20 protein-coding genes are annotated in these 21,728 nt (G+C 68.9%); 8 read left to right on the forward strand and 12 right to left on the reverse strand.

Going from position 1 to position 21,728, the window contains the following annotated elements:
* Positions 1-39 precede the first annotated feature (39 nt).
* Both ABZ721_RS31800 and ABZ721_RS31805 read left to right on the forward strand, forming a co-directional pair.
* Positions 40-1,245: an NAD(P)H-dependent oxidoreductase gene (locus tag ABZ721_RS31800; protein WP_358792226.1), complete on the forward strand. Its 1,206-nt coding sequence runs from the start codon at positions 40-42 to the stop codon at positions 1,243-1,245.
* A 227-nt stretch (positions 1,246-1,472) separates the two neighbouring features.
* Entirely contained in the window at positions 1,473-2,087 is a 615-nt protein-coding gene (locus tag ABZ721_RS31805) for an isochorismatase family cysteine hydrolase (protein ID WP_358792227.1), read from the forward strand.
* Positions 2,088-2,542: 455 nt separating this feature from the next.
* Here the strand turns inward: ABZ721_RS31805 and ABZ721_RS31810 are convergent, their stop codons facing one another.
* From ABZ721_RS31810 to ABZ721_RS31820, 3 genes are all read right to left on the reverse strand, one after another.
* Positions 2,543-3,370 carry a MarR family transcriptional regulator gene (locus ABZ721_RS31810; protein WP_358792228.1) on the reverse strand — a complete coding sequence of 276 codons (828 nt, stop codon included), beginning with the start codon at positions 3,368-3,370 and terminating at the stop codon, positions 2,543-2,545.
* Between the two features lie 308 nt (positions 3,371-3,678).
* Positions 3,679-4,872 carry a glycoside hydrolase family 75 protein gene (locus ABZ721_RS31815; protein ID WP_358792229.1) on the reverse strand — a complete coding sequence of 398 codons (1,194 nt, stop codon included), beginning with the start codon at positions 4,870-4,872 and terminating at the stop codon, positions 3,679-3,681.
* A 213-nt stretch (positions 4,873-5,085) separates the two neighbouring features.
* On the reverse strand, positions 5,086-6,444 hold the full coding sequence (locus ABZ721_RS31820) for a CBM35 domain-containing protein (protein WP_358792230.1): 1,359 nt from the start codon (positions 6,442-6,444) through the stop codon (positions 5,086-5,088).
* Between the two features lie 985 nt (positions 6,445-7,429).
* Between ABZ721_RS31820 and ABZ721_RS31825 the strand changes: the two genes are divergently transcribed.
* Positions 7,430-9,868 carry a CBM35 domain-containing protein gene (locus ABZ721_RS31825; protein WP_358792231.1) on the forward strand — a complete coding sequence of 813 codons (2,439 nt, stop codon included), beginning with the start codon at positions 7,430-7,432 and terminating at the stop codon, positions 9,866-9,868.
* A gap of 1,066 nt (positions 9,869-10,934) precedes the next feature.
* Here ABZ721_RS31825 and ABZ721_RS31830 read toward each other — a convergent pair.
* From ABZ721_RS31830 to ABZ721_RS31845, 4 genes are all read right to left on the reverse strand, one after another.
* Positions 10,935-11,969, reverse strand: a complete 1,035-nt coding sequence (locus ABZ721_RS31830; RefSeq protein ID WP_358792232.1) for an alpha/beta hydrolase — start codon at positions 11,967-11,969, stop codon at positions 10,935-10,937.
* Between the two features lie 99 nt (positions 11,970-12,068).
* Complete coding sequence (locus tag ABZ721_RS31835) at positions 12,069-12,611, reverse strand: hypothetical protein (RefSeq protein ID WP_358792233.1); 543 nt, start codon at positions 12,609-12,611, stop codon at positions 12,069-12,071.
* A 73-nt stretch (positions 12,612-12,684) separates the two neighbouring features.
* A complete protein-coding gene (locus ABZ721_RS31840) occupies positions 12,685-13,248 on the reverse strand; it encodes a helix-turn-helix transcriptional regulator (protein ID WP_358792234.1) in 564 nt (187 codons plus the stop codon).
* Positions 13,245-13,922: a DUF6368 family protein gene (locus ABZ721_RS31845; protein ID WP_358792235.1), complete on the reverse strand. Its 678-nt coding sequence runs from the start codon at positions 13,920-13,922 to the stop codon at positions 13,245-13,247. Before ABZ721_RS31845 ends, ABZ721_RS31840 begins: the two co-directional genes overlap by 4 nt.
* Before the next feature lie 272 nt (positions 13,923-14,194).
* Here ABZ721_RS31845 and ABZ721_RS31850 point away from each other — a divergent pair, with 272 nt between their 5' ends.
* The 3 genes from ABZ721_RS31850 (at position 14,195) to ABZ721_RS31860 (ending at position 16,960) form a co-directional block, all read left to right on the forward strand.
* Positions 14,195-15,028: a hypothetical protein gene (locus ABZ721_RS31850; protein ID WP_358792236.1), complete on the forward strand. Its 834-nt coding sequence runs from the start codon at positions 14,195-14,197 to the stop codon at positions 15,026-15,028.
* 270 nt (positions 15,029-15,298) lie between these two features.
* Entirely contained in the window at positions 15,299-15,802 is a 504-nt protein-coding gene (locus ABZ721_RS31855; protein ID WP_358792237.1) for a hypothetical protein, read from the forward strand.
* 324 nt (positions 15,803-16,126) lie between these two features.
* Positions 16,127-16,960 carry a hypothetical protein gene (locus ABZ721_RS31860; RefSeq protein ID WP_358792238.1) on the forward strand — a complete coding sequence of 278 codons (834 nt, stop codon included), beginning with the start codon at positions 16,127-16,129 and terminating at the stop codon, positions 16,958-16,960.
* A 71-nt stretch (positions 16,961-17,031) separates the two neighbouring features.
* Here the strand turns inward: ABZ721_RS31860 and ABZ721_RS31865 are convergent, their stop codons facing one another.
* On the reverse strand, positions 17,032-17,724 hold the full coding sequence (locus tag ABZ721_RS31865; protein WP_358792239.1) for an SMI1/KNR4 family protein: 693 nt from the start codon (positions 17,722-17,724) through the stop codon (positions 17,032-17,034).
* A gap of 502 nt (positions 17,725-18,226) precedes the next feature.
* Here ABZ721_RS31865 and ABZ721_RS31870 point away from each other — a divergent pair.
* Complete coding sequence (locus ABZ721_RS31870; RefSeq protein WP_358792240.1) at positions 18,227-18,829, forward strand: ester cyclase; 603 nt, start codon at positions 18,227-18,229, stop codon at positions 18,827-18,829.
* A gap of 435 nt (positions 18,830-19,264) precedes the next feature.
* Positions 19,265-19,501: a hypothetical protein gene (locus ABZ721_RS31875; protein ID WP_358792241.1), complete on the forward strand. Its 237-nt coding sequence runs from the start codon at positions 19,265-19,267 to the stop codon at positions 19,499-19,501.
* On the opposite strand, the gene ABZ721_RS31880 is transcribed toward ABZ721_RS31875, so the two are convergent.
* From ABZ721_RS31880 to ABZ721_RS31895, 4 genes are all read right to left on the reverse strand, one after another.
* Positions 19,485-20,015: a hypothetical protein gene (locus ABZ721_RS31880; protein ID WP_358792242.1), complete on the reverse strand. Its 531-nt coding sequence runs from the start codon at positions 20,013-20,015 to the stop codon at positions 19,485-19,487. The genes ABZ721_RS31875 and ABZ721_RS31880 overlap by 17 nt on opposite strands.
* Before the next feature lie 248 nt (positions 20,016-20,263).
* Positions 20,264-20,482 carry a hypothetical protein gene (locus ABZ721_RS31885; protein WP_358792243.1) on the reverse strand — a complete coding sequence of 73 codons (219 nt, stop codon included), beginning with the start codon at positions 20,480-20,482 and terminating at the stop codon, positions 20,264-20,266.
* The gene (locus ABZ721_RS31890) at positions 20,479-20,835 is read right to left on the reverse strand and encodes a hypothetical protein (protein WP_358792244.1); all 357 of its coding nucleotides are present in this window, start codon (positions 20,833-20,835) and stop codon (positions 20,479-20,481) included. Before ABZ721_RS31890 ends, ABZ721_RS31885 begins: the two co-directional genes overlap by 4 nt.
* 251 nt (positions 20,836-21,086) lie before the next feature.
* Positions 21,087-21,668, reverse strand: a complete 582-nt coding sequence (locus ABZ721_RS31895; RefSeq protein WP_358792245.1) for a hypothetical protein — start codon at positions 21,666-21,668, stop codon at positions 21,087-21,089.
* Between the last annotated feature and the right edge of the window lie 60 nt (positions 21,669-21,728).

Below are 21,728 nucleotides of genomic sequence, written 5' to 3' on the forward strand. Positions count from 1 at the left end.
CTACGGTTATAGATGACACGTCAACCACATGGAGGCGCCATGGCCCGCCTGGTCAAACTGCTCTCGGGTCTGGTCCTGTTCGGCATCAGCATCGCGCTGATGGTCGCCGCCGATCTCGGCGTCCCCGCCTGGGACGTCCTGCACCAGGGCCTTTCCCGCTGGACCGGCCTGTCGTTCGGCTGGGTGGTCAACCTCGTCGGCGCCCTGGTCCTGCTGGCCTGGATTCCCCTGCGGGTCCGCCCCGGCATCGGCACGCTCTGCAACATCCTGCTCGTCGGGATGGTCGCCGACACCGCGTTGCGCGTCCTGCCCCACATCGACGGCACCACCCCGCGCCTGGGCGTGCTGCTCGCCGCGATCGCGCTCAACGCCCTCGCCACCGGCCTCTACATCGGCGCCGATCTCGGCCCGGGACCGCGCGACGGGCTGATGACGGGACTCGCCGCACGCGGCGTCTCGCTGCGCACCGCCCGCACGGCGATCGAGGTCGCCGTCCTCGCCGCCGGCTGGCTGCTCGGCGGCACGGTGGGCATCGGCACGCTGGTGTACTCCGCCGTCATCGGCCCTCTGGCGCAACCCGCCATCCGTCACTTCACCCGCGCCGCCCCCGCCCTCCCGCAAGCGGCGCCGCCCCCACCAACCGTCCGACCCTGCCACGAAAGAGCCAGCATGATGCGCCTGCACATCATCTCCTGCAGCACCCGCACCACGTCCGCGGGCCGCCCCCTCGCCCGCTGGATCGCCGAACTCGCCGCCGCCCAGCACGCGTTCGAACCGACCCTGATCGACTTGGGCGAGGTCGCTCTGCCGTTCCTGGACGAGCCCGGCCTTCCGTCCGACGGCCACTACGTGCACCAGCAGACCAAGGACTGGAGCGCCCTCATCGACGGCGCCGATGCCTTCGTCTTCGTCATGCCGATGTACAACGGCGGCTTCACCGCACCCCTGAAGAACGCCATCGACACCCTCTACCGGGAATGGCAGGACAAACCCGTAGGACTCATCAGCTACAGCACCGGATCCTCCGGCGGCGCCCCGGCTGTCGAGATGATCCGACCGGTCCTCGCCCGCGTGGGCCTGCGCCCCGCCGCACACACCCTCTCGATCCCGGCCATCGAGGACCACCTCGACGAAGCCGGACGCCTGCGAGCCACCGCCGGCCTCGCCGACCAGGTGCAGGCGGTGCTCGCCGGGATCGCACGACCCGCCGCCGTCCCGCCGGAACGGGAGCCCGCCGGGGCGTGAGCGACCCCCCGCGCCGGGCGGCCCGCTCCACCCCGCTGCGACCACGCGGATCCTGCGCGCCGCCCGCACCGGTCCTGGCCGCGGCGGCCGATCGGTCCCTGTCCGGCGCCGTCAGCCGTTTCCTCCCGGGGTACGGAACGAATGGTGCGGATAGCCCTGTCCGGTCGCCCCGCGTCAGGCAAGCTGGTCCTGTCGCTGATGAGTACCCCGCTCACCAAGGAGCCGTCATGCCCGAGTCCTTCCGCCTCGATCCGGCGAAGACCGCACTGGTCCTGATCGAATACCAGAACGACTTCACCAGCGAAGGCGGGGCGCTCCACAACGCGGTGTCCGGCGTCATGGAGAAGACCGGAATGCTGGCGAACACCGTGGCCCTCACCGAAGCTGCTCGCGGCGCGGGCGTCACCATCATGCACGCGCCCATCACCTTCGCCGCCGGTTACGGCGAACTGTCCGCCCACCCGTACGGGATCCTCAAAGGCGTCGTGGAGGGCTCGGCCTTCGTCAAGAACACCTGGGGTGCCGCCATCGTGGAGGACCTCGTCCCGGCCGAAGGCGACATCGTGATCGAGGGCAAGCGCGGCCTCGACACCTTCGCCAGCACGAACCTCGATTTCATCCTCCGGAACAAGGCCATCGACACGATCATTCTCGGCGGCTTCCTCACCAACTGCTGTGTCGAGTCCACGATGCGCACCGGGTACGAGAACGGCTTCCGCGTCATCACCGTGACGGACTGTGTCGCCGCGACGTCGCAGGAGGAGCACGAGAACGCGATCGCCTACGACTACCCCATGTTCTCGCTTCCCATGACGTCGGCGGAAGTCATCGCCAGTCTCTGAGGACGTTCAGGACCGCTCCGCGCCTTCCTCCGCCGCCACGTTCCGGCCTGGGCGGCATGGGACTGCGGCGTGGGCCCGCGCAAGGCCACGGTCGCGACTGCGGCGACGCCCTCGTCTGGGCCGTTGACCGCGTCCCGGTCGTCGTACACACCGCGTCGGTCCCCCAGCCATCACCGCCTCACCTCTCCTGTAGGACCCCACGGCGGCGCGGTCGGCGGCGCCATCGCAGCGACGGGGCACCCCTGTTGGCTGCCGGAACTGGGCTTGCCTATCGGTCGGTGGACGCCCGGGACGGTGCCCCCCGCAGAGCCGGAGCCGGCTCCGCGTGGCGGCCCGCAGACGCACGCCGGCCCGGCGTTGCGTAGGCCCGGGATCGGGTACCTCGGGCTGCGGCCGCCGGGCGGAGAACCCGTCGTCGACGACGGCGGGTTCTTCGTGTTGCCGGGTGCGGCTTGTCACTGGGAGCCTGCCGCCACCACCTTGGCGGTGAGGGGTTCGAGCGCGGCAACCAGCTCCTCCAGTTCCGCGGGTGACAGGGCGGCGAACGGCGGGGCAGCGAGTTCGTCGGTCAGGGTTTCGATGCGCTGCCTGGTCTGACGGCCGGCGTCGGTGAACCGGCCGTCGGCGTCGACGAGCTCGCGCTCGCGCAGGCCGTTCATGACCGCGGCCAGCCGTTCCTTCGGCAGGTGATGGACGCGCCCGAACGACTCCGGCGGGTGGATGCCCTGCTCCAGCGCGGAGAGCACGTGGGCCTCGGTCCCTCCGATGCCCGCGCCGACGAGTGCTGCGATGTGCCCGTCGCCGCGGTGCTCGCGCAGCATGGTCGCGGAGTGCCACAGTCGGGCGACCGGGTCGCTCGGCACCGGAAGGGTGCGCATGCCGGCGTACATCACGCGACCTTCTGTGGGCGCGCTCGTTGCGGCTCGGGTGGTCAGGTCGGCGGCGCGCACCAGGCCCGGGGACGTGGCCAGCTCGTCGCCGAGGATCCGTCGCAGGGAGGCGGCGCTGCCCCGCTCGCGGGCGGCGAGCGACGCCTCGGGTGGGATCGTCTCCCACGCGCTCGGGATGTGCCGTGCGGCCTCTCCGTCGGCGAAGTTGTAGAAGGCCGCGTGCACGACCTGCGCCGGCACCCGCCCCAAGGGCGCGGCGCGGCTGGCAAAGTAGCCGTCCCAGTAGGTGCGGTGGCCGAGTGCGGCCAGTTCCTCGTTGCATTCGTCGGCCATGAAGGTGACCAGGCAGATCGGCTCCAAGAGCTCGAACATCCGGCGGGCGGTGTGCGTCATGGCCCACATCATGCCTGCGTTCCCGCCGCACGCGGAGCAGAACCGAACACCGGATCGCCTCCGCCGACTCGACCTGTTCGGGAGCGGGCGGCGAGGCGGCTGAGCAGCGCCCGCCTCGCCGACGTGATGCCGGACTCGGCGACCGGCAGTCGGCCCATGGAGGGTGGGTCAGGATCTGGTGCGCACCGCCCCGCGGTCGTGGACTTCGCGCGGGGGTGGCGTTCGCTGTCGACGCTCTCGGCGCCTTGACGGTGACGGTCATGACCGGCGGCCCCCACGGCCACCGGTCATGACCTGGCGATGGGTCCTCAGACCACGATGCGGTCGAGGTTGGGGGCTCCGGCCGAGGGGTTGGAGAACTTGATGGTGTTGTTTCCGGCCTTGAGCTGCACGGTGACGTCCTTGGTGACCACCGTGTTGTAGTCGGGGGTCGCGGGGAAGCTGACGGTCTGGTCGACACCGTTGACGGTGACGACCGCGGTCCGGGACTGGCCGACACTCATGAAGGAGATCCTCATGGTGTAGCTGCCCGCAGCCGCCTCGGTGACGTTGTTGAACGTCGCGGTGCCACCGCTGCCCAGGTAGCTCAGCTTCTTCCCGCCCGAGCAGTGCGCACAGCTGGTGATCGTCGTGCCACCGGCCAACGACGACGCCTCCGCCTCGTACGACTTGTTCCCACCCGACGGCGGGGTGGTCGGCGGTGTGGTGGGCGGGTCGGTCGGCGGGGTTCCGCCGTTCATGCTGGCGCCGAGGGTGTCCAGGGCCTTTTGGACCAGGGCCTGAGCGTTGGCGTTGAGGTTGGAGTTGGTGCCGTTGACGACCCAGGACGGACCCGAGAACATCGCCACGGTCACGCCGTTGTCGACGCCACCGGTGGTGCCGCTGCTGGGTATGCCGAGCAGCTGGGCTGCCTTGACGGACGCCTCGCCGAGTTCGCGGGAGTCGTTGTCGGAGGTGTTCTGGTCGTTGGCGGTCTGGGTGTCGCCGAAGATCGCTCCGATGACCTTGCCGTTGTAGAACATCAGCGCGAACTGGCGCCCTGACATGCCACGTTCCTGGTAGAAGAAGTGCGGACAGGGGGACTTGCGGTCCCAGCAATCGTCGCCGAGGACATAGAAGGGGACCCGGTGGGCGCCCAGCGCCTGGCCGTTGCTGTCCTCCCAGGTCGTCGAGCCCTGGTGGTCGGGGTCGGGGTCGGGGTCGCTGCCGTCGGTGTCGATGGCCATGCCGGAGCTGTAGGTGTAGACACCCGCAGCGACCTGGTAGACGTTCACGTCGGCGTGGGTCATGGTGTTGATGTGGGGCTTGGTGTTGACCTTGTTGGCCGCCGTCGAGTTCTGCTGGATGCCGGCCAGCACCTGGGCGGCGGTGTAGGAGGTCGCGGCCGGGGCCGCCGCCGGTGCGGATGTCGTGGCGGCGTCGGCATGGCCGACGACGAGAGGAATGGTGAGCGCGGTGGCTGCGGCGGCTGCCACCGCGAGGCGCGTACGGATCGATGACATGAGAGTGGGGGACCTCCATTGTGTGTCGGGAGAACCTCTTGACGAGTCGCAGCGGGCGCGACTCTCGTCGCGTCGTGGCCCCGCCTCATCAATCGGCCTGCCAGATCGGTACTTCCGGGGGACAACCGACTCGCCATCGTGAGCGGAGGCGGTCCTCGTGTGGGTCCTGCGCCGGCCGCGCTGGTGGTCCTGGCTCCGGCACCCGCCCGGCTGTCAGACCACGATGCGGTCGAGGTTGGGGGCTCCGGCCGAGGGGTTGGAGAACTTGATGGTGTTGTTTCCGGCCTTGAGCTGCACGGTGACGTCCTTGGTGACCACCGTGTTGTAGTCGGGGGTCGCGGGGAAGCTGACGGTCTGGTCGACACCGTTGACGGTGACGACCGCGGTCCGGGACTGGCCGACACTCATGAAGGAGATCCTCATGGTGTAGCTGCCCGCAGCCGCCTCGGTGACGTTGTTGAACGTCGCGGTGCCACCGCTGCCCAGATAGCTCAGCTTCTTCCCGCCCGAGCAGTGCGCACAACTGGTGATCGTCGTGCCACCGGCCAACGACGACGCCTCCGCCTCGTACGACTTGTTCCCACCCGACGGCGGGGTGGTCGGCGGATCGGTCGGCGGGGTGGTGCCACCGGTGATCTTGTTGAAGATCCGGGAGTAGGCGTAGCCGGTCGCCTTGTCGTAGCTGTCGACTTCCCAGAAGGACAGTTCCTGGACGCCGTTGGTCGCAGCGAAGGCTTCCAGCGTGGCGGCGTCGGCCTGGGTGAAGTTCTCGTCGTCGTCGTTCTTGCCGGCGATGGGGGTGAGGCCCATGCGTCCGTAGGCCTGTGCGGTGGTGATGCCGTAGAGACCGGCGAGTTGTGCGGCGGTGCCCTTGGCCGCGGACAGGGCGTCGTCCAGGGCGTTCTCGCCGTCGCCGAAGTCCATGGTCATGATGTTGACGAGGTTGACCTTGACGCCCTTGCTCTTGGCGTCCTTGAGGAGGTTGAGGGTGTCGGATTCCAGGCCGGAGGGATCCACGGCCAGGGTGTAGTCGACCTCGATGTCGGGGTTTTGGGCCTGGAGGGCGGCCAGGGCCTGGTTGCGGCGGGTATTGACCGCGGTGTTGCCCAGGGTGCTGCCTTCGATGTCGAAGTCGAGCCGGGTGATGCCGTAGGTGCTGGCGACATTGGCGTAGGCGGCGGTCAGTGCGGAGACCGAGGTGCAGGTCTGCGCGAGCTCCCCGCCCTCGGCGCCGCCGAAGGAGATGATGACGTTGCCGCCGGCGGCCTTGAGGGCGTTGACCTGGGGGGTGAAGGCGTTCAGTGCGCTGTTGCCGGCCTCCCACTGCGGAGTGCACCCGGACTTGGGGATCAGGAAGGCCAGGGTGTAGTTCTTGAGCCCGGTGGCCTTCATGTCAGCCGCCATGTCGCCGGCCGTGTCGCCGGAGAGCTCCAGGTACGGCGCGGCGTAGTGGGCCGGGAACGTGCTCGTCACCCCGGGGCTGGCGCTGGCGGTCGCGTTGATGCTCATCGCCACCGCTGCCACCGGTAGCGCGGAGGCGAGCAGCCCCTTGGTGAGTGGTGACCATGTCACGGATGTCCTCCAGGTGATCGGACGGGGGCGAACCCCAGGGGGCCGGCTTCCCCGCCCGGTGTCGCGGGACCGGAACGCGTGCCGTGCGGATGCGGTGCGGTGCGGTGCGGAAGCTTCGACAGAGCCGACGGAGAGCGGTGTTCCGGCGAGGGGAGCTGCGGTATCCGGTGCCTTGACGGAACCGCCTGGCATGCGGACGGAGTTCGGGAACGCACTGTGCACTGGGTCGAGCTGACGAGTGGGGGAAGCGGCGCCGGGCCGGGTGGTAAGGAGTTGACCCCGCGGCGCGCAGTCAATCCCTCCCGGGTAGTGCCCGTCAAGAAGTCCGGAAGGAAAGTTTCCTAATAATTGACCGCCGCCGCGTTCCACGCTCGACCTCCCACGTTCCGAACCGCGGTGGCCACCCGGCCTTTCACCGTGGCAACGCCGACGGCATCCGCATCACGGCAAGGGCCGCACCTACGGCGGGAGCGCGTTCAGATAGATGAAATGTGTTCAACCTCTTGACTAGCACAGGGACCCGGGAAGACTCTGGGCGACACGCCCGATAGGAAAGTTTCCTTACTATCCCTCGGGTCCACTCGCCCGGAGCACGTGCGAGCCCACCACACGATCTCCCACTCCGAGGAGGTGCCGCCGAGCTCATGCCCAGACCAAGGACGTTGCCTCCCCGATCGAACGCACACCCCCCGCCGGGAGCCGGGACGGCGGCCGAGGACACGCTCCCGCTCCCGCGAGCAGGGGTGGTCTCCCGGACCAGCGGGTCGCACAAGCAGTTTCCGTCCGTTGCGGCTTCCCGTGCTGCCTGGACAACCGGGACCTGGCACGGGCGCCTCCCTCCCGGCCCCAGCCACCGGAACACGGCGCGCCTCACCTCGACCCGCCGATGGCGCCGCTGTCGAAACGGGCCGCCCGCGCGTCCAGCACCGCGTCCAGCCCTGCAGTCCCCGACCCCTGCCTCCGCCCCCTCGCGTTGGGACACCCCATGCCATCGAACAGCAAACGCCGACTAGCGTTCGGCGGAACCCTGGCCCTGTTGGCCGCCGGCGTCGCGGCGGCCGGCTGGACCGGCGTCACCGCCGGCACCGCCGGTGCGTCCGCCGTGCCCCCCGGCGTCACTCCCGTGCCCGTGCAGCGGGCCCTCGACCTGTCGGCGGCCAACCGCCGTGCCCCACTGCCGGGCCTGCCCGACTGGAGCAAGGCCGGCTACCGCGGCGGCCAGGCACTGCCCGGCGCCTCCGAGATCAACCCGTCGACGTCCTGCCAGATCACACCGTCCCAACTGGCCTCCACCTACGGTGTGGTGCCCAGCGACGGCAAGGATGATACGAACGGCATCCAGGCCGCGATCGACAAGCTGAAAAGCGCGTGCTCGCCGACGGGCTCGTATACCAAGCTGTCGCTGCTCTCCTTCCCGGCCGGTGTTCTCAACGTCTCCCACGAGATCGCGGTGGACGCCAACTACACGATCCTGCGGGGCGCCGGCAGCGATCCGACGACCGGTACGTCCTTCGAGTACCGCCCGGACGCCAACACGCTGTACGACACCCTGACCCCGGACGGTACTGACTCCGACGGGGACAACATGACCTCGGGCAGCGGCAAGATGGGCTGGGCGTGGCCCGGCACCGGCCTGTTCCGGGTCAGTTCTCGTACGGTCGACCCGTCCTACCAGGCGGACTACAACGCCGCGCCGGCGAACCGCAAGGAGATCTTCCTCGGCTCGATCAACCAGCATTGGAAGGCCGGCGTCAAGCTGCGGGCCAAGCCGGGCGAGACCACGTTCGCCGCGCGGCAGAACGACACGGTCGTCTACCTGGCGAACAACGCCAAGATGACCAGTCTCAAGGTCGGCGGCTTCGTGAACATGATGGCCGCCAACTCGCAGAAGTTCTACCAGTCGATGGACGCGGTCAGCGCGACGTTCCCCGAAGCGAACCTGCACATGCGGCAGCAGATCTTCACGATCAGCGCGGTCGACGCCACCAACCACACCGTCACGGTCGACAAGCCGCTCGAGTACGACATGCCGATCGACTCCACCTCCGACGGCTCGGCGCCGATCGACGGCACGGTCTACGCCAGCAAGGCCTCACCGCTGGTCGAGCCGGTCGTCGGCGTCGGCCTGGAGAACTTCTACCTGACCCAGCCGATGGCGAACCTCAACCAGGGCGCCTCGGTCCAGAACTACGGCAACATGGACCCGCACGCCGAGATGAACGGCATCGTGCTCAAGTGGGCCGTGAACGACTGGGTCCAGGGCGTCCGGACGTACATGACCGGCTCGCACCCAATCGTCACCGAACAGGCCAAGAACGTGCAGATCCAGGACAACTTCCTGGACGGTTCCTGGAACAAGGGCGCCGGCGGCCGGGGCTACTTCCGCGGCTCGCGGGTCTGGGACTCGCTCTACGCCAACAACGTCACCCGCAACCTGCGGCACTTCACCTTCCAGTGGTCGGCGTCGGACAACGTGGCGATCGGCAACGACATCGACTCCGACTTCAACCTGCACGGCGGGTACGAGCGCCGGAACCTGATCGAGCTCAACACGCAGGCCGTTCCCTACGACCACCGCGCCGGCAACTGCCGGTCCAACTGCGGTGACGACGGCGGCGCCGGCACGACACCCGACACCTCGAACTGGTACCCGATCTACTGGACCGCAGGTCAGAAGGGCATCAAGTGGTCGGGCGCGGCCGGACCGCAGAACGTCTTCTTCGACAACACGATGACCAAGCAGCTGTCCACCGGCGGCCCGTATCAGCCGTACTACCCGCTGAAGAACACGATCTACCAGTTCGGCGTGGCCGGCCCGTCCGGCGGCGCCTACCACCCGCTCGACGTGGGCGGCACGCCGATCGCCGACTGGGCGAAGAACGAGCAGAAGGACTACACCGGAGGGCACGGCGTCGACGCGTCCCGGACCGACAGCGGTCCGTCGCTCTTCCTCAAGACGGTGGGCCCGGTGACCACACCGACGGGCACGCCCACCCCCACGCCGACGGGCACGCCCACCCCGACGGACACGCCGACCACGACGCCGACCACCTCTCCGCCCACGTCCCCCGGTAAGTCCTACGAGGCGGAGAAGGCGACCCTGGGCACCGGCACCACGGTCACCAGCTGTGCGCACTGCTCCGGCGGCAAGAAGATCAGCTTCCTGGGCAGCACCACCTACTCGGTGACCGCACCCGCCGCCGGCACTTACCCGATGACCATCTACTTCATGAGCGTCGGCAGCGTCCACCAAGCGACCGTGACCGTCAACGGCGCCACCCAGACGGTGAACTTCCCGGCGACGCCGGACTACAACACCGTCGTCACCCTGAAGGTCCAGGTATCCCTGCAGGCCGGCACCAACTCCCTTGTCATCGCCAACACGGCGGGCACCGGCCCCAACCTCGACCGCATCGTCATCTGATCCGGCGACACCCCAGGGCCACCCGCGCCCTGGGGCCGCCTCCTACCCATGTCGTTGCCCCGTCTGCGGTTCCCGACCCCGGGCCTGGCAGGACGGCCCCCTGATGCAGACGGGGCCCGGGGAAGGCTGAGTTCGTGCACTCCGGCAGGGCCGCGGCGAGGGACCGGTAGTTTCCGGGGGCCGTGACAGCAGCGACGGCGGGTGCGCGTGCCGACATCGCCATGGGGGGCTGTGCGGCCTGATCACAGCGCCGCCTCTCCCCCGGCCTCAGCCGGCTTCTGCTCCCGCGCCTCGTCTGCGCCGCACCCGGCCGGGCTGTGCCCCGTCCGGGGTACCGGTCACTGTGCGGGGCCACGATGCGGGCCGGGAGGTTGATACACGCCTCGGTGACACCGTTCGAGCCCAGCTCGACGCGCAGCACCAGGTCCTGGCCCGCGAAGCTGGGATGGACGATGATGGGGTGGATCGCCATGCAGGCCACCCCGGGCTGCGGGATCCGGCCGACGTCACCGCGCACGAGCGGGAACGTGCCCCGGGCGGTCACCGCGGTCACCGTCATCTGGATCGGGTCGTGCGCGGCAACGGGCAGGTAGTCCACCTCCAGGTGGAACGCCTGTCCGGCGACCACATCCACCGGCGGGGTGCCGTAGTTGTCGCTGACCCGCACCTGGAGCACCCGCCCCGCCCCGGCGCACTCCTCCACCAAGCCGATCATCCCCACGACGAGCTCCCTCCACAGCCTCGCCAGAGGAACCCCAGGGAACGACCAGCAGGCTAACCACCGTCACCAGAACGGCTGCCCGCCGCGCCGGCCCGCAACCGGAGAACGCTTCCCTGGCCCTCGTGAACGGCCTGGAGAAATCGACGTCTGCGCCCCGGGCGGAGCCGTGGCCGTGGGCTGGCTGGTCCGGTGGGCGACCCGCATCGGGGGGCCGTGGTCTCCATGGGCCGCCCTTCCCGAATGGCCTGGTCAGCGAGGGCTCAGTGGGGGCACGTCGCCGCGACCACCAGCGGCCGTCTCCGCGCGTTCCTCGCCTCACCGGCCGTCGCCGTCCGCCGTGGGCTGTTATTCGATGCCTGACGCCTTGGTGAACTGGGTCACCAGGGAGACGAACCGGCCGGAGTCCTGGACGAGCATCGCGTGTCCGGCGTCGGGGAACAGGACCAACTTGGCGTGCTGGGCCCGCTGCGTGATGATGCGCGCATTTCCGGGCGGAGTGATCTTGTCGAGGGAGCCGTTGGTGATCAGCATCGGGATGGTGCTGTCGGGCAGTCTGTCCCAGGTGCCCTCGAAGGACGCGTACGCCTGTCCGGCCTGGTATTGGCGTAGCAGCGTCTGGTTACTCACCTTCTCCGGCGGGATCAGGCCGAGCTGCTCGATGTACGCGGTCCGCGCGGCCGTGGCGGCAGCGGGGAAGAGCAGGTCCAGCATCTGCGGCCCCGTCGTCTGGGGGCTGTTGAGCGCCCGGGCCACGGCGGGCGGCGTGTTGATGGCCTGGCTGCCGCCGAGGTCCCCGCCGGTGCTCACGAGCACCCTGATCGCACCCGGGTGGAGCGCGGCGACGGTCAGGCCGATCTCGCCGCCCATCGACCAGCCGAGCAGTGTGGGGTGTTGCAGGCCCAGCGCCTTGATCAGGGCGACGGTGTCGTCCGCCATGAGAGCGATGGTGTCGGGGATCGAAGTGTCGTCGGTCGTGTAGCCGACACCCCGGTTGTCGAAGATCGTGACGTGGTAGTGCCGTCCGAGCCGGCTCAGCAGGTCGACCGTCCAGTCGCTCATGGTGCCGGTGTCGCCCATGACCATGATGAGGTCGGGGCCGGAGCCGAACTGGCGGTAGCCGATCGTGATGCCGTTGACCGGGATCTGGCGCACCGGCCCGAGGAACGCACCGGGCCCGCTCGGAGCGGAGTGCGGGACGGTGGTCGACGCGGCCGCGGTGGCGGTCACGGTCGCGGCCCGCGTGTTGGACTGGCTGCTCGAAGCGCTGGTCACGTTCCCGCTGCCGGACGAACAGGCGGCTGCTCCAAAGGCCACCGTGGCGACGGCCACGGTCAGCCACCTCCGGGTGCGGGCACGCGGCGTGCGGGGAGATGCGGACATGGGGGACCTCCGGGAGTCTGTCGGGGTGGGGTGTTGCGCAGGGATGAGCTGGGGGTTCGGTGCGGGGGTCGAGGCCCGTGCTGCGGGTTGTTCCGCGGCTCAGACGTAGGCGCCCGGGCGCTGGGCCGGCTGGTCCGCCGGGGAGTCGGCCCGTGCCTGCAGCAGCCGGCCGCGGACGACGATCGTGCCCAGACGGACGATGACCTCGCCGACCGCCATCAGGAGCAGGGCGACGACCCAGGCCTGACCGCTGGTGATGCTGTGTGCGGCGGAGAAGCGGGTCAGGTGCGCGGCGCCGGAAGGATGCGTGGACCACACCGCGAAGCCCAGGCGGAAGCCCATGCTGATGATCCACAGGGCGGCCGCGCTGCGGGAGGCCTTGATCAGCACGTGCCCGTCGGCGTGCCGGGCGCGGGTGAGCAGACCTCCGGCGAGGCCGAGGACGACTCCGGTGGCCGCGAAGAGCACGGCCAGCGGCACGTCGTTGCCGGCGGTCGGGATGTCGGTCAGGTAGCTGCCGGCGGCCCAGGCGATCATGCCGAGCGGGAGCAGGACCGTGCGGGTGGTCAGCCGCTCCTCGTGCAGCTGGCGGAGGACGATGAGCAGGAGCGCGAGGTCGATGAACCAGTCGGTCGTTGTCATGTCTTCGAGCATCCGCCGACGCGCCCCGGACCTCTTCAACCCACGGGTGGACCCTGGGTGGAGATCCGCGCGGCTACGGCTCGGTGTTGTCGAGCAGGCCGCAGCGCCAGGCCCAGGCGATCAGCGACCCGCGGGCGCCCCGTGCGAGCTTGGCCAGGACGTGGTTGAGGTGCGTTTTCACGGTCGCTTGGCTGACAACCATTCCGCGCGCCACCTGCCGGTCGTTCAGCCCCTTTGCCAGGGGCCGGACGACATCGACCTCCCGCCTGGTCAGCCCCTCGGCCTCGGAGGGAAACACCGCCGGCGAGGACAGGGCGCGGCGGCAAGCCCCCTGGGCTCCGTCACGACGAGCTGCGCAGCCGGGTCCGAGACGGCCCCTCCGGCCGCTACCGGCCTGAACGCTCTCCCCCTTTCCTCGAACAGTGCTGGTACCAGAAACTTCTCGCTCCACTCCAGGTCGGCGCAGGCCCCCAAGTCCGTGCGCCGCCTCGCAGCCATCCTCCTCGTCCAGCAAGCGGTTCGCGGCTCCATGGGCGGCACCGCCGACTTCCGGGGCGTCCACCCCGCCGGAGGGCAGTTCGCGGCCACCAGGCCGGGTTGACCCATGGATCAAGGACCACGGATTGACTCGCTTCACCGTGGCTCTGCAGAATCTGGCCCCGAGATCTCGACGACGCCACGGAACCCACCGGCTAACGGCACCCTCGCCAAGAAGATCGACACCGAGGCGCTACTTGACCATATGAAGTCGGGATGTTGCAGCCAGGCCTCCGGAAACTCGACGTCTCCGACCTGTCGAAGCCACCGCCCACTGCCGCCGGTGTCATAGGAGACCTCCGCGAGCATTCCTGGGAGGGCTGACCCCAAAGCTCTCGCCCGGGCCAGGACTGCCTCGTTTCCCGTGTCGTCTCCCCCGGCGGGGCGGCTACCGAGCGGGCCATCGAAGTCGACCAGCGCATCCAGACGGCGTGCGAGAGCGAGCGTCAGACGGCCAAGCAGCATGTGGTTCACCGGGCCCGAACAGCCGGCGCAGACGATGAGCCCCTGCACCGGTGGACGTGAGAAAGCCGAGTAGTCCTCGTCCTCGGCAGGAATCTCCTCGTCCTCGGACAGGAAGAACACGCCGACGCCGGCTGGATCGAAGGCCCGCAGGCCCAAAGCCTGGCCGTCTCGAACCCAGAAATCCACGTCGCCACCGGCATTGGTCTCCACGGGACTGCAGAGGGTTTCCAACCACGGGACCACCTCCGCCAGGATGTCTGCGAACTCGCGTAGTTCGAAGAGCCACAGTCCAACTGCCGGTCCCGGCATAGCGCTCCCCAAGCCTCGTGGCTCAGGTGCCACTGGGACCCGGTTCTACCAGCTACCGGCGACGAACGTCTGACCATTTCCGCCGCAGCCTAAACTCAAGATCGATTCCCGCACTGGAGCGTTCAGTTCCAACAACCGTGGCCAAGTGTGCCGACCGGCCCGGCTGGCGCAACCGTCGGGGATCGAGACACGTCCCACATCAGGACGCGAGGACAGCCGAGGCTGCCCGCGGAATCACTGGGGGTGTGATGGGCGGATGGGTGCCGGACCGCATGGCGGACTGGTTGCGTGGTGGGGATCGTCCGCCGGTCGGCATCAGCACGACGGGCCCGAAACCGTGGCTGCGGACCGATTCTCCTGGAGCGTGTCCCGTATCGGAGGAGCAACGGGCCTGGACCGAGCGGTGGCTGCGGTGGTGCGCCGAGGAGTTCGGGCCCGCGACTGCGCGGCGCAAGATCGCACTCCCCGGTTTCGTCCCCGCGGATTTCACCGGCACGCAGGAGCAGGCCGAGCTGCTGGTGCGGCGGGTCGGCGCGGTGATGGGCGCGGACGTGTCCGGCATCGGTGTGCTGCTGGTGGAGTCCCCGGAGAAGGTCCAGGGAAGGAAGCACCGGGTCGGTGAGTACCGCAAGGTGCTCGGCCGGGCAGTGATCGAACTGGATCGCCGCGTGGCCGCCCGGCCCGATTCGTTCGCGGGGCTCGTCGCGCACGAGCTGGCGCATGCCCGGCTGGTCGGCGAGGGGCGCGTCGCCGGGCTGAACATCGCCCACAGCGAGGAGGAGCGGCTCACCGACCTGGTGACCGTCCACCTCGGCATGGGTGTCTTGTCGGCCAACGCTGCGGACGACTACGTGAAGGCGGCCGGGTATTCGGTGATGCCGGTCGGCGAGATGACCGACCGGATGCTGACCGGCCGCAGGGACGAGCCCTTGCACCGAATGGGATACTTGAGCCCCCGGGAGTACGGCTACGCCCTCGCCTGCTGGAGCACGATGCGCGGCGAGACCGACCCGCCGTGGGCTCGGCACCTGAAGGCGAGCGTGCGGGACACCCTCATGCGGGGGCTGGCGTTCCGGGCAGCGCCATGGCAGGCCGGCCCTGGTTGATGATCAGGTGCGTCGACCACGGCTACGGCCACGGAGGGGGAATGTCCGCTGGAATTGAAGGGGCCAAACTGGTCAGCTGTTCAGAGTGAGCCTGGTAGTGGTGCGGCAGCCGTCGACCAGGTGTGAGCGGTACTGGATTGCCTGAAGCGGTGCTCGACAGCTGCGGTGCTCTGGGCGAGGTCGGCGGCGGCGAGGTTGCCGATGCCGCGTTGGACCAGCGACCCGAAGCCCTCGTACCACCTCCGCTCCGCTGTCTGGTTGGATCGGGGTATGGGCCACGGTAGTCATCAACAGTCAGGTCTCTCCAAGAGCGTCTGGAGGGACGCGGACTTCGACCTGATGGGCTGGCATGACGCCACGATCCACGGCCTGTCCGTCCAGCCGGCCAGCGACATTTTGCCGAGCCTGCTGCTCGACCTCGACTACATCGTCCGTTGGGTCCACCCGGTCCCACCCGCAACCCGCTTTGCGTTCTGGGTCTCCCCGGCGACGCTCGTCTTCGACAGTGTTTTCGACCTGGTGGGCGACCTCGACTTCACGGGCTTGACGCTGGACCTGGAGATCGACGCGGTGCACCGGATGACGTCGGGCGATACGCGCCCGAACTTCTCGCACATGCCCCGCTGGCACATCGAAGGCCACGCATTCGACCTGACGTTCCGCGCCGCCGGCTTCCGCCAGTACCTGCGGCAGGCTCCGCGACGGATTTCCCGAACGGCTCTGTCCCCTGCCGACCGCGGGGGCTGCGCCTTCACCCAGCGGGGCTTCAGCTGACGTGTGCGCCGGTTCAGCTCGCTCCGCGCGGGTCCGGGACGGGGGGTGCACAAGCGGGAGCCGCAGCCGCACACGGCGCGCCGGGAATCGGCGAGCCGTTCGACCGATGACGCCCACGCTCCGAGTCGAACCTTTGCCGGCAGCCCGTCGGCCTTCCACTGCAAGCCCGCACGAGCGGACCACAGTCATGGAGATCTCGGATCGGTACTGCGCTGGTGCTTTCAGCTCGGACCGGGCTGGCAGAGTCGTGTGCGGCACCCAGGCGCTGACGGCTCCGAACCAAATTGGTTGGCACCGAGACCTTCAGACCACCAGACTGCACGGGTGACCATCCTGCCGCCGCTGCCCGGCCCGCCCCTGCTGCCGGTACCCGACCCGCGGGGGCGCAACATCGTCCTCGACTACGCCGACATGCATGCCCTGGTGGCCGATCTCGTCCTGCCTGACGGCGCATCGATGTACGTCACCAGCGCGCTGGAAGCCTCCCGCGAACTCCTGCGTCACTCGTACTACCAGTACGAGTTCGCCACCGCCGCGGTCACGCATAGCCTATTCGCCCTCGAGCACGTCCTCGCCGAGCGTCTGGCAGTCGACGAGCCCTTGCAGCACCTGATCGAGCGTGCTGCCGACACGGGGCTCATCACATCTCGCCTCGCCACCGAACTCGACCGCAGCCGGTTGCTGCGTGACCAGCTCACCCAGGGCACCGCGTCCAGTGCCGCCCTCGGACAGGCCCAAGGCGTCGCCCTGGTGGGGGCCGTCTTCGCTGCCGTCGGCCTGCTCCTGCACTCACCGGCAGCGGCAACGGCAACGGCAACGGCAACGATGACGGCTGCCCACCGAAGCGGCGCAGCGCCTGAAGAGCGACTCGCCGCGCTGTGGCAGGACCATCGGCGTGCCCTGTACCCCGATGGCTTTCGCGGCGTGAACATCGGGAGTGTGGAGCTGATCCTCGTGGATGCCGACGCCGCCGGCCTCGTCCACCGGGAACTGCACGGTGGGCTCGACGATGACGGTATCGCCGCCCTCTGGGCGTGCATCGCCGACCTCGACAGGATCGTTCCCCTGATCACGTCGGCCTACTGCGCCGGCTACTTCGCGCAGCTTCGGACGCTCGCACGCCTCGCAGCAGCACATCACCTCCCCACCGCGATCTGACCCGCGGCGTCGCAGCCGGTCATTCCCCGGTGGTGACGCCGGGCGAGTCCCCACCGAGGCCATTCGAGGAATCAGCCGTTCAACCAGTCCCCGGGGACCGCGTCACGCAACTGCTCCAGGGCCCTCTTCGTTCGGGCCCGGACGTGCAGGCACATGCCGTCCACCTCGCGGATCAGAACATCAGGGTCGGCGAACCATCGCACGTCGCGTCCCACCACCGGCAGCTGGCGGAACTGCCCCACCACACCGGCCTCATCGGCATCCGCCTCCAGGAAGTCGGTGAACCCGCCGGCGAACAGCACCGTCTCGGACATGACCATCTCGATACAGGCCACGGTCAAGCCTGACTCCCAGGGCACCCAGTGCTCCTGCGCCTTATCGGCGAGATCGAGGCGCATCACGGTACCGGGATCGTCCTGCTCCAGGTCCGCCAGCCGGATGCCCCAGCACGCGGCGCCCTGATTCTCCACCCGATACACCAGCGCCCCGTCGACCACGTGCAGCTCGTCGGGTCTGAGCAGGGTGTCGTAATTGCTCGTCAGGTCACCCCGCCGCCCAAGCAGCAGGTAAGCCGCACGCAGCGCCGCGGGAAGAGCCAAGCCCAGGCGCCGCTCGGCGGCCTCCACCTGCGCCACGCTCCAACCGTCCCCTGTCTGGAGCGGTTGCTGCCAAAAGGCCGCGAAGTCGGCAACGAACGGCAAGACCTGTGCACACTCGCCCAAGACTGCCGACAGCCGGGTATGAAGATCGAAAGTCTCAGCCATGCCCGCACCCTACGACCCGGCGCAGACACCACCGCTCGAGTCCAGGACCCTCAGCCGACAAACTGCGCCTGCGCAGTGCTGCGGACCGCGCGGCTGGCCCCCGACCCCGGCCGCTTCCGGCAGTGCGCGCCCGGCCCGGTCACCGACGGCTCCGAACCCACCCGTTGGCACCGAGACCGTCAGGTGGGCGGACAGCATCGGTGATTACCCTGCCGCCGTTGCTCGGCGAGCGGATGGTGAGGCGCACCCACCGGTCGCTGGGGTGTCTATCGGGAACATCGCTGCCCTGTGGCTGGGCCTGCACCACAGTCCCCCTGCTACGGCGGCCCGCCAGAGACGGCACCGCCCCAAAGCACCCGCCGACTTCTGCCCGTGCACAGGCACGCGGCGCCTGCGACAGCAGCCTCTGGAACTGCGTGCAGGGCCCCGGGGACCCCCTCGTCGGTCTTGACGCCCTCCTCTCGCCGTTATAGGTTCTAACTAACACGACAGCATAAAACCCATGGAGATCGTCATGACCGCTGCCGGAAACCTCCCTACCCCCGTCGCCGACAGGCTCCGCCGGACCAGGCGCATCGTCCCCGTGGCGATCGCGGCTCTGGCCCTGGCCGTCCCGGGCGCCGCGGCCAGCGCGTCCTCGGCACCAGAACCTGGCCGGACGGCCGCCGCGAACCACACGGCGGCCCCGAAGACCCCGAAGGCGATGCTTGCTTCGTGGGTCCGGCTCTGGAACGGCGACTACAAGCAGGCCCCGGGCATCACCTCGCCCGCCTTCCAAGTCCACGCCGCCCTGCTCGACGGCGGCGACGGCAGTTCTATCCGAGGGGTGGACGGACTGGTGAGTATGATCCGCCAGATTCGCGCACCCTTCCCGGACCTGCACTTCACCGTGGAAGTCGGCCCACTGGTCGACGGCAGCTACGCGTCCCTGCGCTGGACGGCAACCGGCACCTACGCGGGAGGCTTCCCCGGAGCGAAAGCAGAACTCGGAACGGTGGTCACGTTCACCGGCAACGACACGCTTCGCATGAAAAGCGGAAAGTTCGTGGAGTACTGGCTCAACGCCGACACCCTGCGCCTGCTCACCCAACTCCGGGCTATCTGAACCACACCCCATAACGGACTGGGCCGTCGTTGCACAGGAACGCAAGGAGCGTCTCTAGCGTCTCGGCACCCTGACAGCCCTCGACCCGGCACCCGCCGGACGGGCCCGGGCCGCCCCCAACTTGGGGCCGCCCCATGGCCCGGCCGCCGACCCGCGGTGCCTCCAGGGCCGAGTTCATCTCACCCAGCCCGGCCAACGCCAGGGCACGAGCGGCCCCGCCCCGGCACGCGACCGGTACTCACCACGCCGAGCTCACCCACCGCGTTGTGCGTGATCGGGTCCCGCCTGAGCCAGGACTCAGCCAGATCCCCGGGCGACAAGAGCATGCCCGCCAGCTGCGCGCCGGCATGACCAGCGCCGGCTTGGCTGCAGCGGAAGCCACCTTCGACCTTCTCCTCGCCCTCCGCCACGCGGTCCCCGGGGGCCGTCGACAACTTGACCACCGACATCCACCACTGCCACAGCCTGACCTGCGACGGCGACGGCATATCCGACGTGGAAGTCGACCTCTTCCTGAGCGAGCTGCCACTCCCCCTCATGCGAAGCTCCAGCGCGCGATGGAGCGCGGCAGAGACCTCCACCCGCAACTGGTGGCACGCCCCGGTCACCGCCCGGCGCGCCTACCTCGCGCTCTGGACGGCTCGGTCCGAGGTGATCAGTCGCTGTCGATGACGTTGAGGCTGTCGTCGAGGTGGGCGCAGAACGTGGGCCGGGTGCCGGTCGGACCGCTCAGGACGAACTCGTAGGCGGCGTCGTCGGGGTCATCGGGGTCCACGACGTATCCGCGAATCTCCACTTCATACCAGCCGGGTGGTACGCACATGCGACGGTGCCGGGGATGGTCCGGCGTCCACTGCGTGAGGTAGCCCAGGCCGCACAGCAGCAGCTCGCCCGACTGGACGTGCAGCACCCACCCGGCGGACGACACCTTGGGGTCTTGCCACGGGGCAGGGCTCCGGGCGTGGCGTACGAGCACGGTGTAGAAGCCGGGATCAATCTTCTGCGCCGGAATCGCGATGCCGTCACGTACGACCTGATCACCCCGCTCACTCGTACTGAACAGCTCCAGCAGATTCTTGCCGATGGGGCTGCCGTCACCGATACCGTCGAGCCCGGTGGCATCGAGCAGCACGAAGCCGAAGAGCTCGGGAAAACATCCTTCGAACCGCGCGGTGGGAAACGCCATACCCGAACGGTAACGAGTTGCGCCCACCCGCGGCTTCCCGCGGAGCAGCTCTGGTCCGAGCTTCGCCCTCGCCCCGCACTCCCCCATGGGAAACGGACCCACGGTTCCCGGCTCTCCGAACGAGCTGCCCCGCGAATACGCGATCGAGCCAGTACAAACTGCTCTGGGTATGGTCGGATAACCGGGTCCTGGCGGTGTGAGGCAGCTACTGAACCACAGGTTCAGGGGTACCGGTCACGGGCAGGCGATCACCGCTCGACGTCGAGCCGCTCCACATCGGTGAAGTCCGGGCTCAGCCCACCTGCGGCTGTCCTCGGCGTAAAAGTACCTTTGAGCGTGCGGGCGTTGATCTGCTGGATCTCCTCGTCCGAAGCTTCGCGCTCTTGGGCATCGAACAGACGGGAGGCGTACTGCGGGGGCCGGGGCTCCGACGAGGGTGCGAGCCAGCGTCTGTCTGACTCCGTCAAAGTTCCGGATCCGTTGACGATCGGGTGCTGAGCAGTTCGCGGGCTGCCCGCAGGACATCGTCGCTGATTTCGGCGAGCGAAGGACTCCAGTTCTCGTTCCAGTCGGCCGCGTGCAGAGCCAAGTGGACGATCGGTTCCAGTGCCTCCGACTCCTCGTTGCGGCCGAGGCCGGCAAGCAGCGCGAGCGAGGGCGACTCCACGTCGGCCAGGAGGGCATCGAGGCCCGCTTGGAGGAGCCGGTCGGATCCGAGCGGGCGTCCGAACGCGCGCTCGTGAGCGAGTGTGCGCAGCCATTGAACCGCTGGGGTGTGGGTCATCTCCGTCGCTTCTGTCGCATGGTGCAGGAAGGGCATCGTGTCAGTGGCGCAACCTGTCGGGACAGGCAATACGCGCGCGGAAGATGCCCCGCGGTCTCCGGAGGTCTTTCCTGGGCCACGAGGTGGCTGCCTCGCGTCCCGGGTCAAATTGGAGCGCCCGCCCACGGGATGAGGAGACGGCTGTCTGCGGGCGCAGAAAATACCCGGGCTTCGGCCTCTGTTGGGCTGCGCGGCGCTCGACAAGGACCACCGCCGGGCACGTCCGGGCCATCTCATGGTCCGCAGTCCTACTCGAGATTGGGTCGGTCTTCTTCCAGCGCGTGCCGTGCAGCGTCGACGAAGGTGTCCAAGTACGCGATGAGTTGGCGCTTGCTGTCATAGGCAGGAGCGGCGAGGGCGTCCCACTCGGCTGCGGGGGTATCGGCACCGTCACTGGCCGCGAACCGCTCGAGCGCCATCATGAGGCGTACGCAGGTCGCCGCCTCGGATACGAGAGCGTCGGCGCTCGGGCCAACCGACGCGGGGCCTTCTACCGCGACGCGAGCGCCCGAACAATAGAGCTGCTGTACCCCTTCTCCCAGAATCTCCCGGTCTGCGTTCGTGAGCATCATCATCGGCCCCGTCTCCGTGGCATCAAGCTCGCGCAGCAGGCTCTGGGCCTGTACAACGAGATGGGAATACGCCTCGCTTCGAGGTCCCCGTCGATCCCGGACGTGATCGAAGCGTAGTTGCCGCAGTGCCTGGGTCTCCTGTGCTCCGATTTGACGCTGGGCGCTCTGGGCGGCCCACCAAGCGGTGCAGAAAGCTGCGCTTCCTGTGCCGACGGCACCCACCACCGCGCCGAGAACTGCTGCTGTCCCTGCATCCATGTCCAACAGCCTGGAGAAGATCTCCAGGCCGATGCGCGCGTTTCGGGATTTCCTTCGTAG

The organism is Streptomyces sp. NPDC006733 (assembly GCF_040636125.1).
Classification (GTDB): Bacteria; Actinomycetota; Actinomycetes; order Streptomycetales; family Streptomycetaceae; genus Actinacidiphila.

What these genes read in the sequence shown, in the direction of transcription:
- ABZ721_RS31800 (WP_358792226.1), top strand. Translation starts at nt 40, where the DNA reads ATGGCCCGCCTGGTCAAACTGCTCTCGGGTCTGGTCCTGTTCGGCATC.
- ABZ721_RS31805 (WP_358792227.1), top strand. Translation starts at nt 1,473, where the DNA reads ATGCCCGAGTCCTTCCGCCTCGATCCGGCGAAGACCGCACTGGTCCTG.
- ABZ721_RS31810 (WP_358792228.1), bottom strand. Translation starts at nt 3,370, where the DNA reads ATGACGCACACCGCCCGCCGGATGTTCGAGCTCTTGGAGCCGATCTGC.
- ABZ721_RS31815 (WP_358792229.1), bottom strand. Translation starts at nt 4,872, where the DNA reads ATGTCATCGATCCGTACGCGCCTCGCGGTGGCAGCCGCCGCAGCCACC.
- ABZ721_RS31825 (WP_358792231.1), top strand. Translation starts at nt 7,430, where the DNA reads ATGCCATCGAACAGCAAACGCCGACTAGCGTTCGGCGGAACCCTGGCC.
- ABZ721_RS31830 (WP_358792232.1), bottom strand. Translation starts at nt 11,969, where the DNA reads ATGTCCGCATCTCCCCGCACGCCGCGTGCCCGCACCCGGAGGTGGCTG.
- ABZ721_RS31835 (WP_358792233.1), bottom strand. Translation starts at nt 12,611, where the DNA reads ATGACAACGACCGACTGGTTCATCGACCTCGCGCTCCTGCTCATCGTC.
- ABZ721_RS31845 (WP_358792235.1), bottom strand. Translation starts at nt 13,922, where the DNA reads ATGCCGGGACCGGCAGTTGGACTGTGGCTCTTCGAACTACGCGAGTTC.
- ABZ721_RS31850 (WP_358792236.1), top strand. Translation starts at nt 14,195, where the DNA reads ATGGCGGACTGGTTGCGTGGTGGGGATCGTCCGCCGGTCGGCATCAGC.
- ABZ721_RS31855 (WP_358792237.1), top strand. Translation starts at nt 15,299, where the DNA reads ATGGGCCACGGTAGTCATCAACAGTCAGGTCTCTCCAAGAGCGTCTGG.
- ABZ721_RS31865 (WP_358792239.1), bottom strand. Translation starts at nt 17,724, where the DNA reads ATGGCTGAGACTTTCGATCTTCATACCCGGCTGTCGGCAGTCTTGGGC.
- ABZ721_RS31870 (WP_358792240.1), top strand. Translation starts at nt 18,227, where the DNA reads ATGGAGATCGTCATGACCGCTGCCGGAAACCTCCCTACCCCCGTCGCC.
- ABZ721_RS31880 (WP_358792242.1), bottom strand. Translation starts at nt 20,015, where the DNA reads ATGGCGTTTCCCACCGCGCGGTTCGAAGGATGTTTTCCCGAGCTCTTC.
- ABZ721_RS31890 (WP_358792244.1), bottom strand. Translation starts at nt 20,835, where the DNA reads ATGCCCTTCCTGCACCATGCGACAGAAGCGACGGAGATGACCCACACC.
- ABZ721_RS31895 (WP_358792245.1), bottom strand. Translation starts at nt 21,668, where the DNA reads ATGGATGCAGGGACAGCAGCAGTTCTCGGCGCGGTGGTGGGTGCCGTC.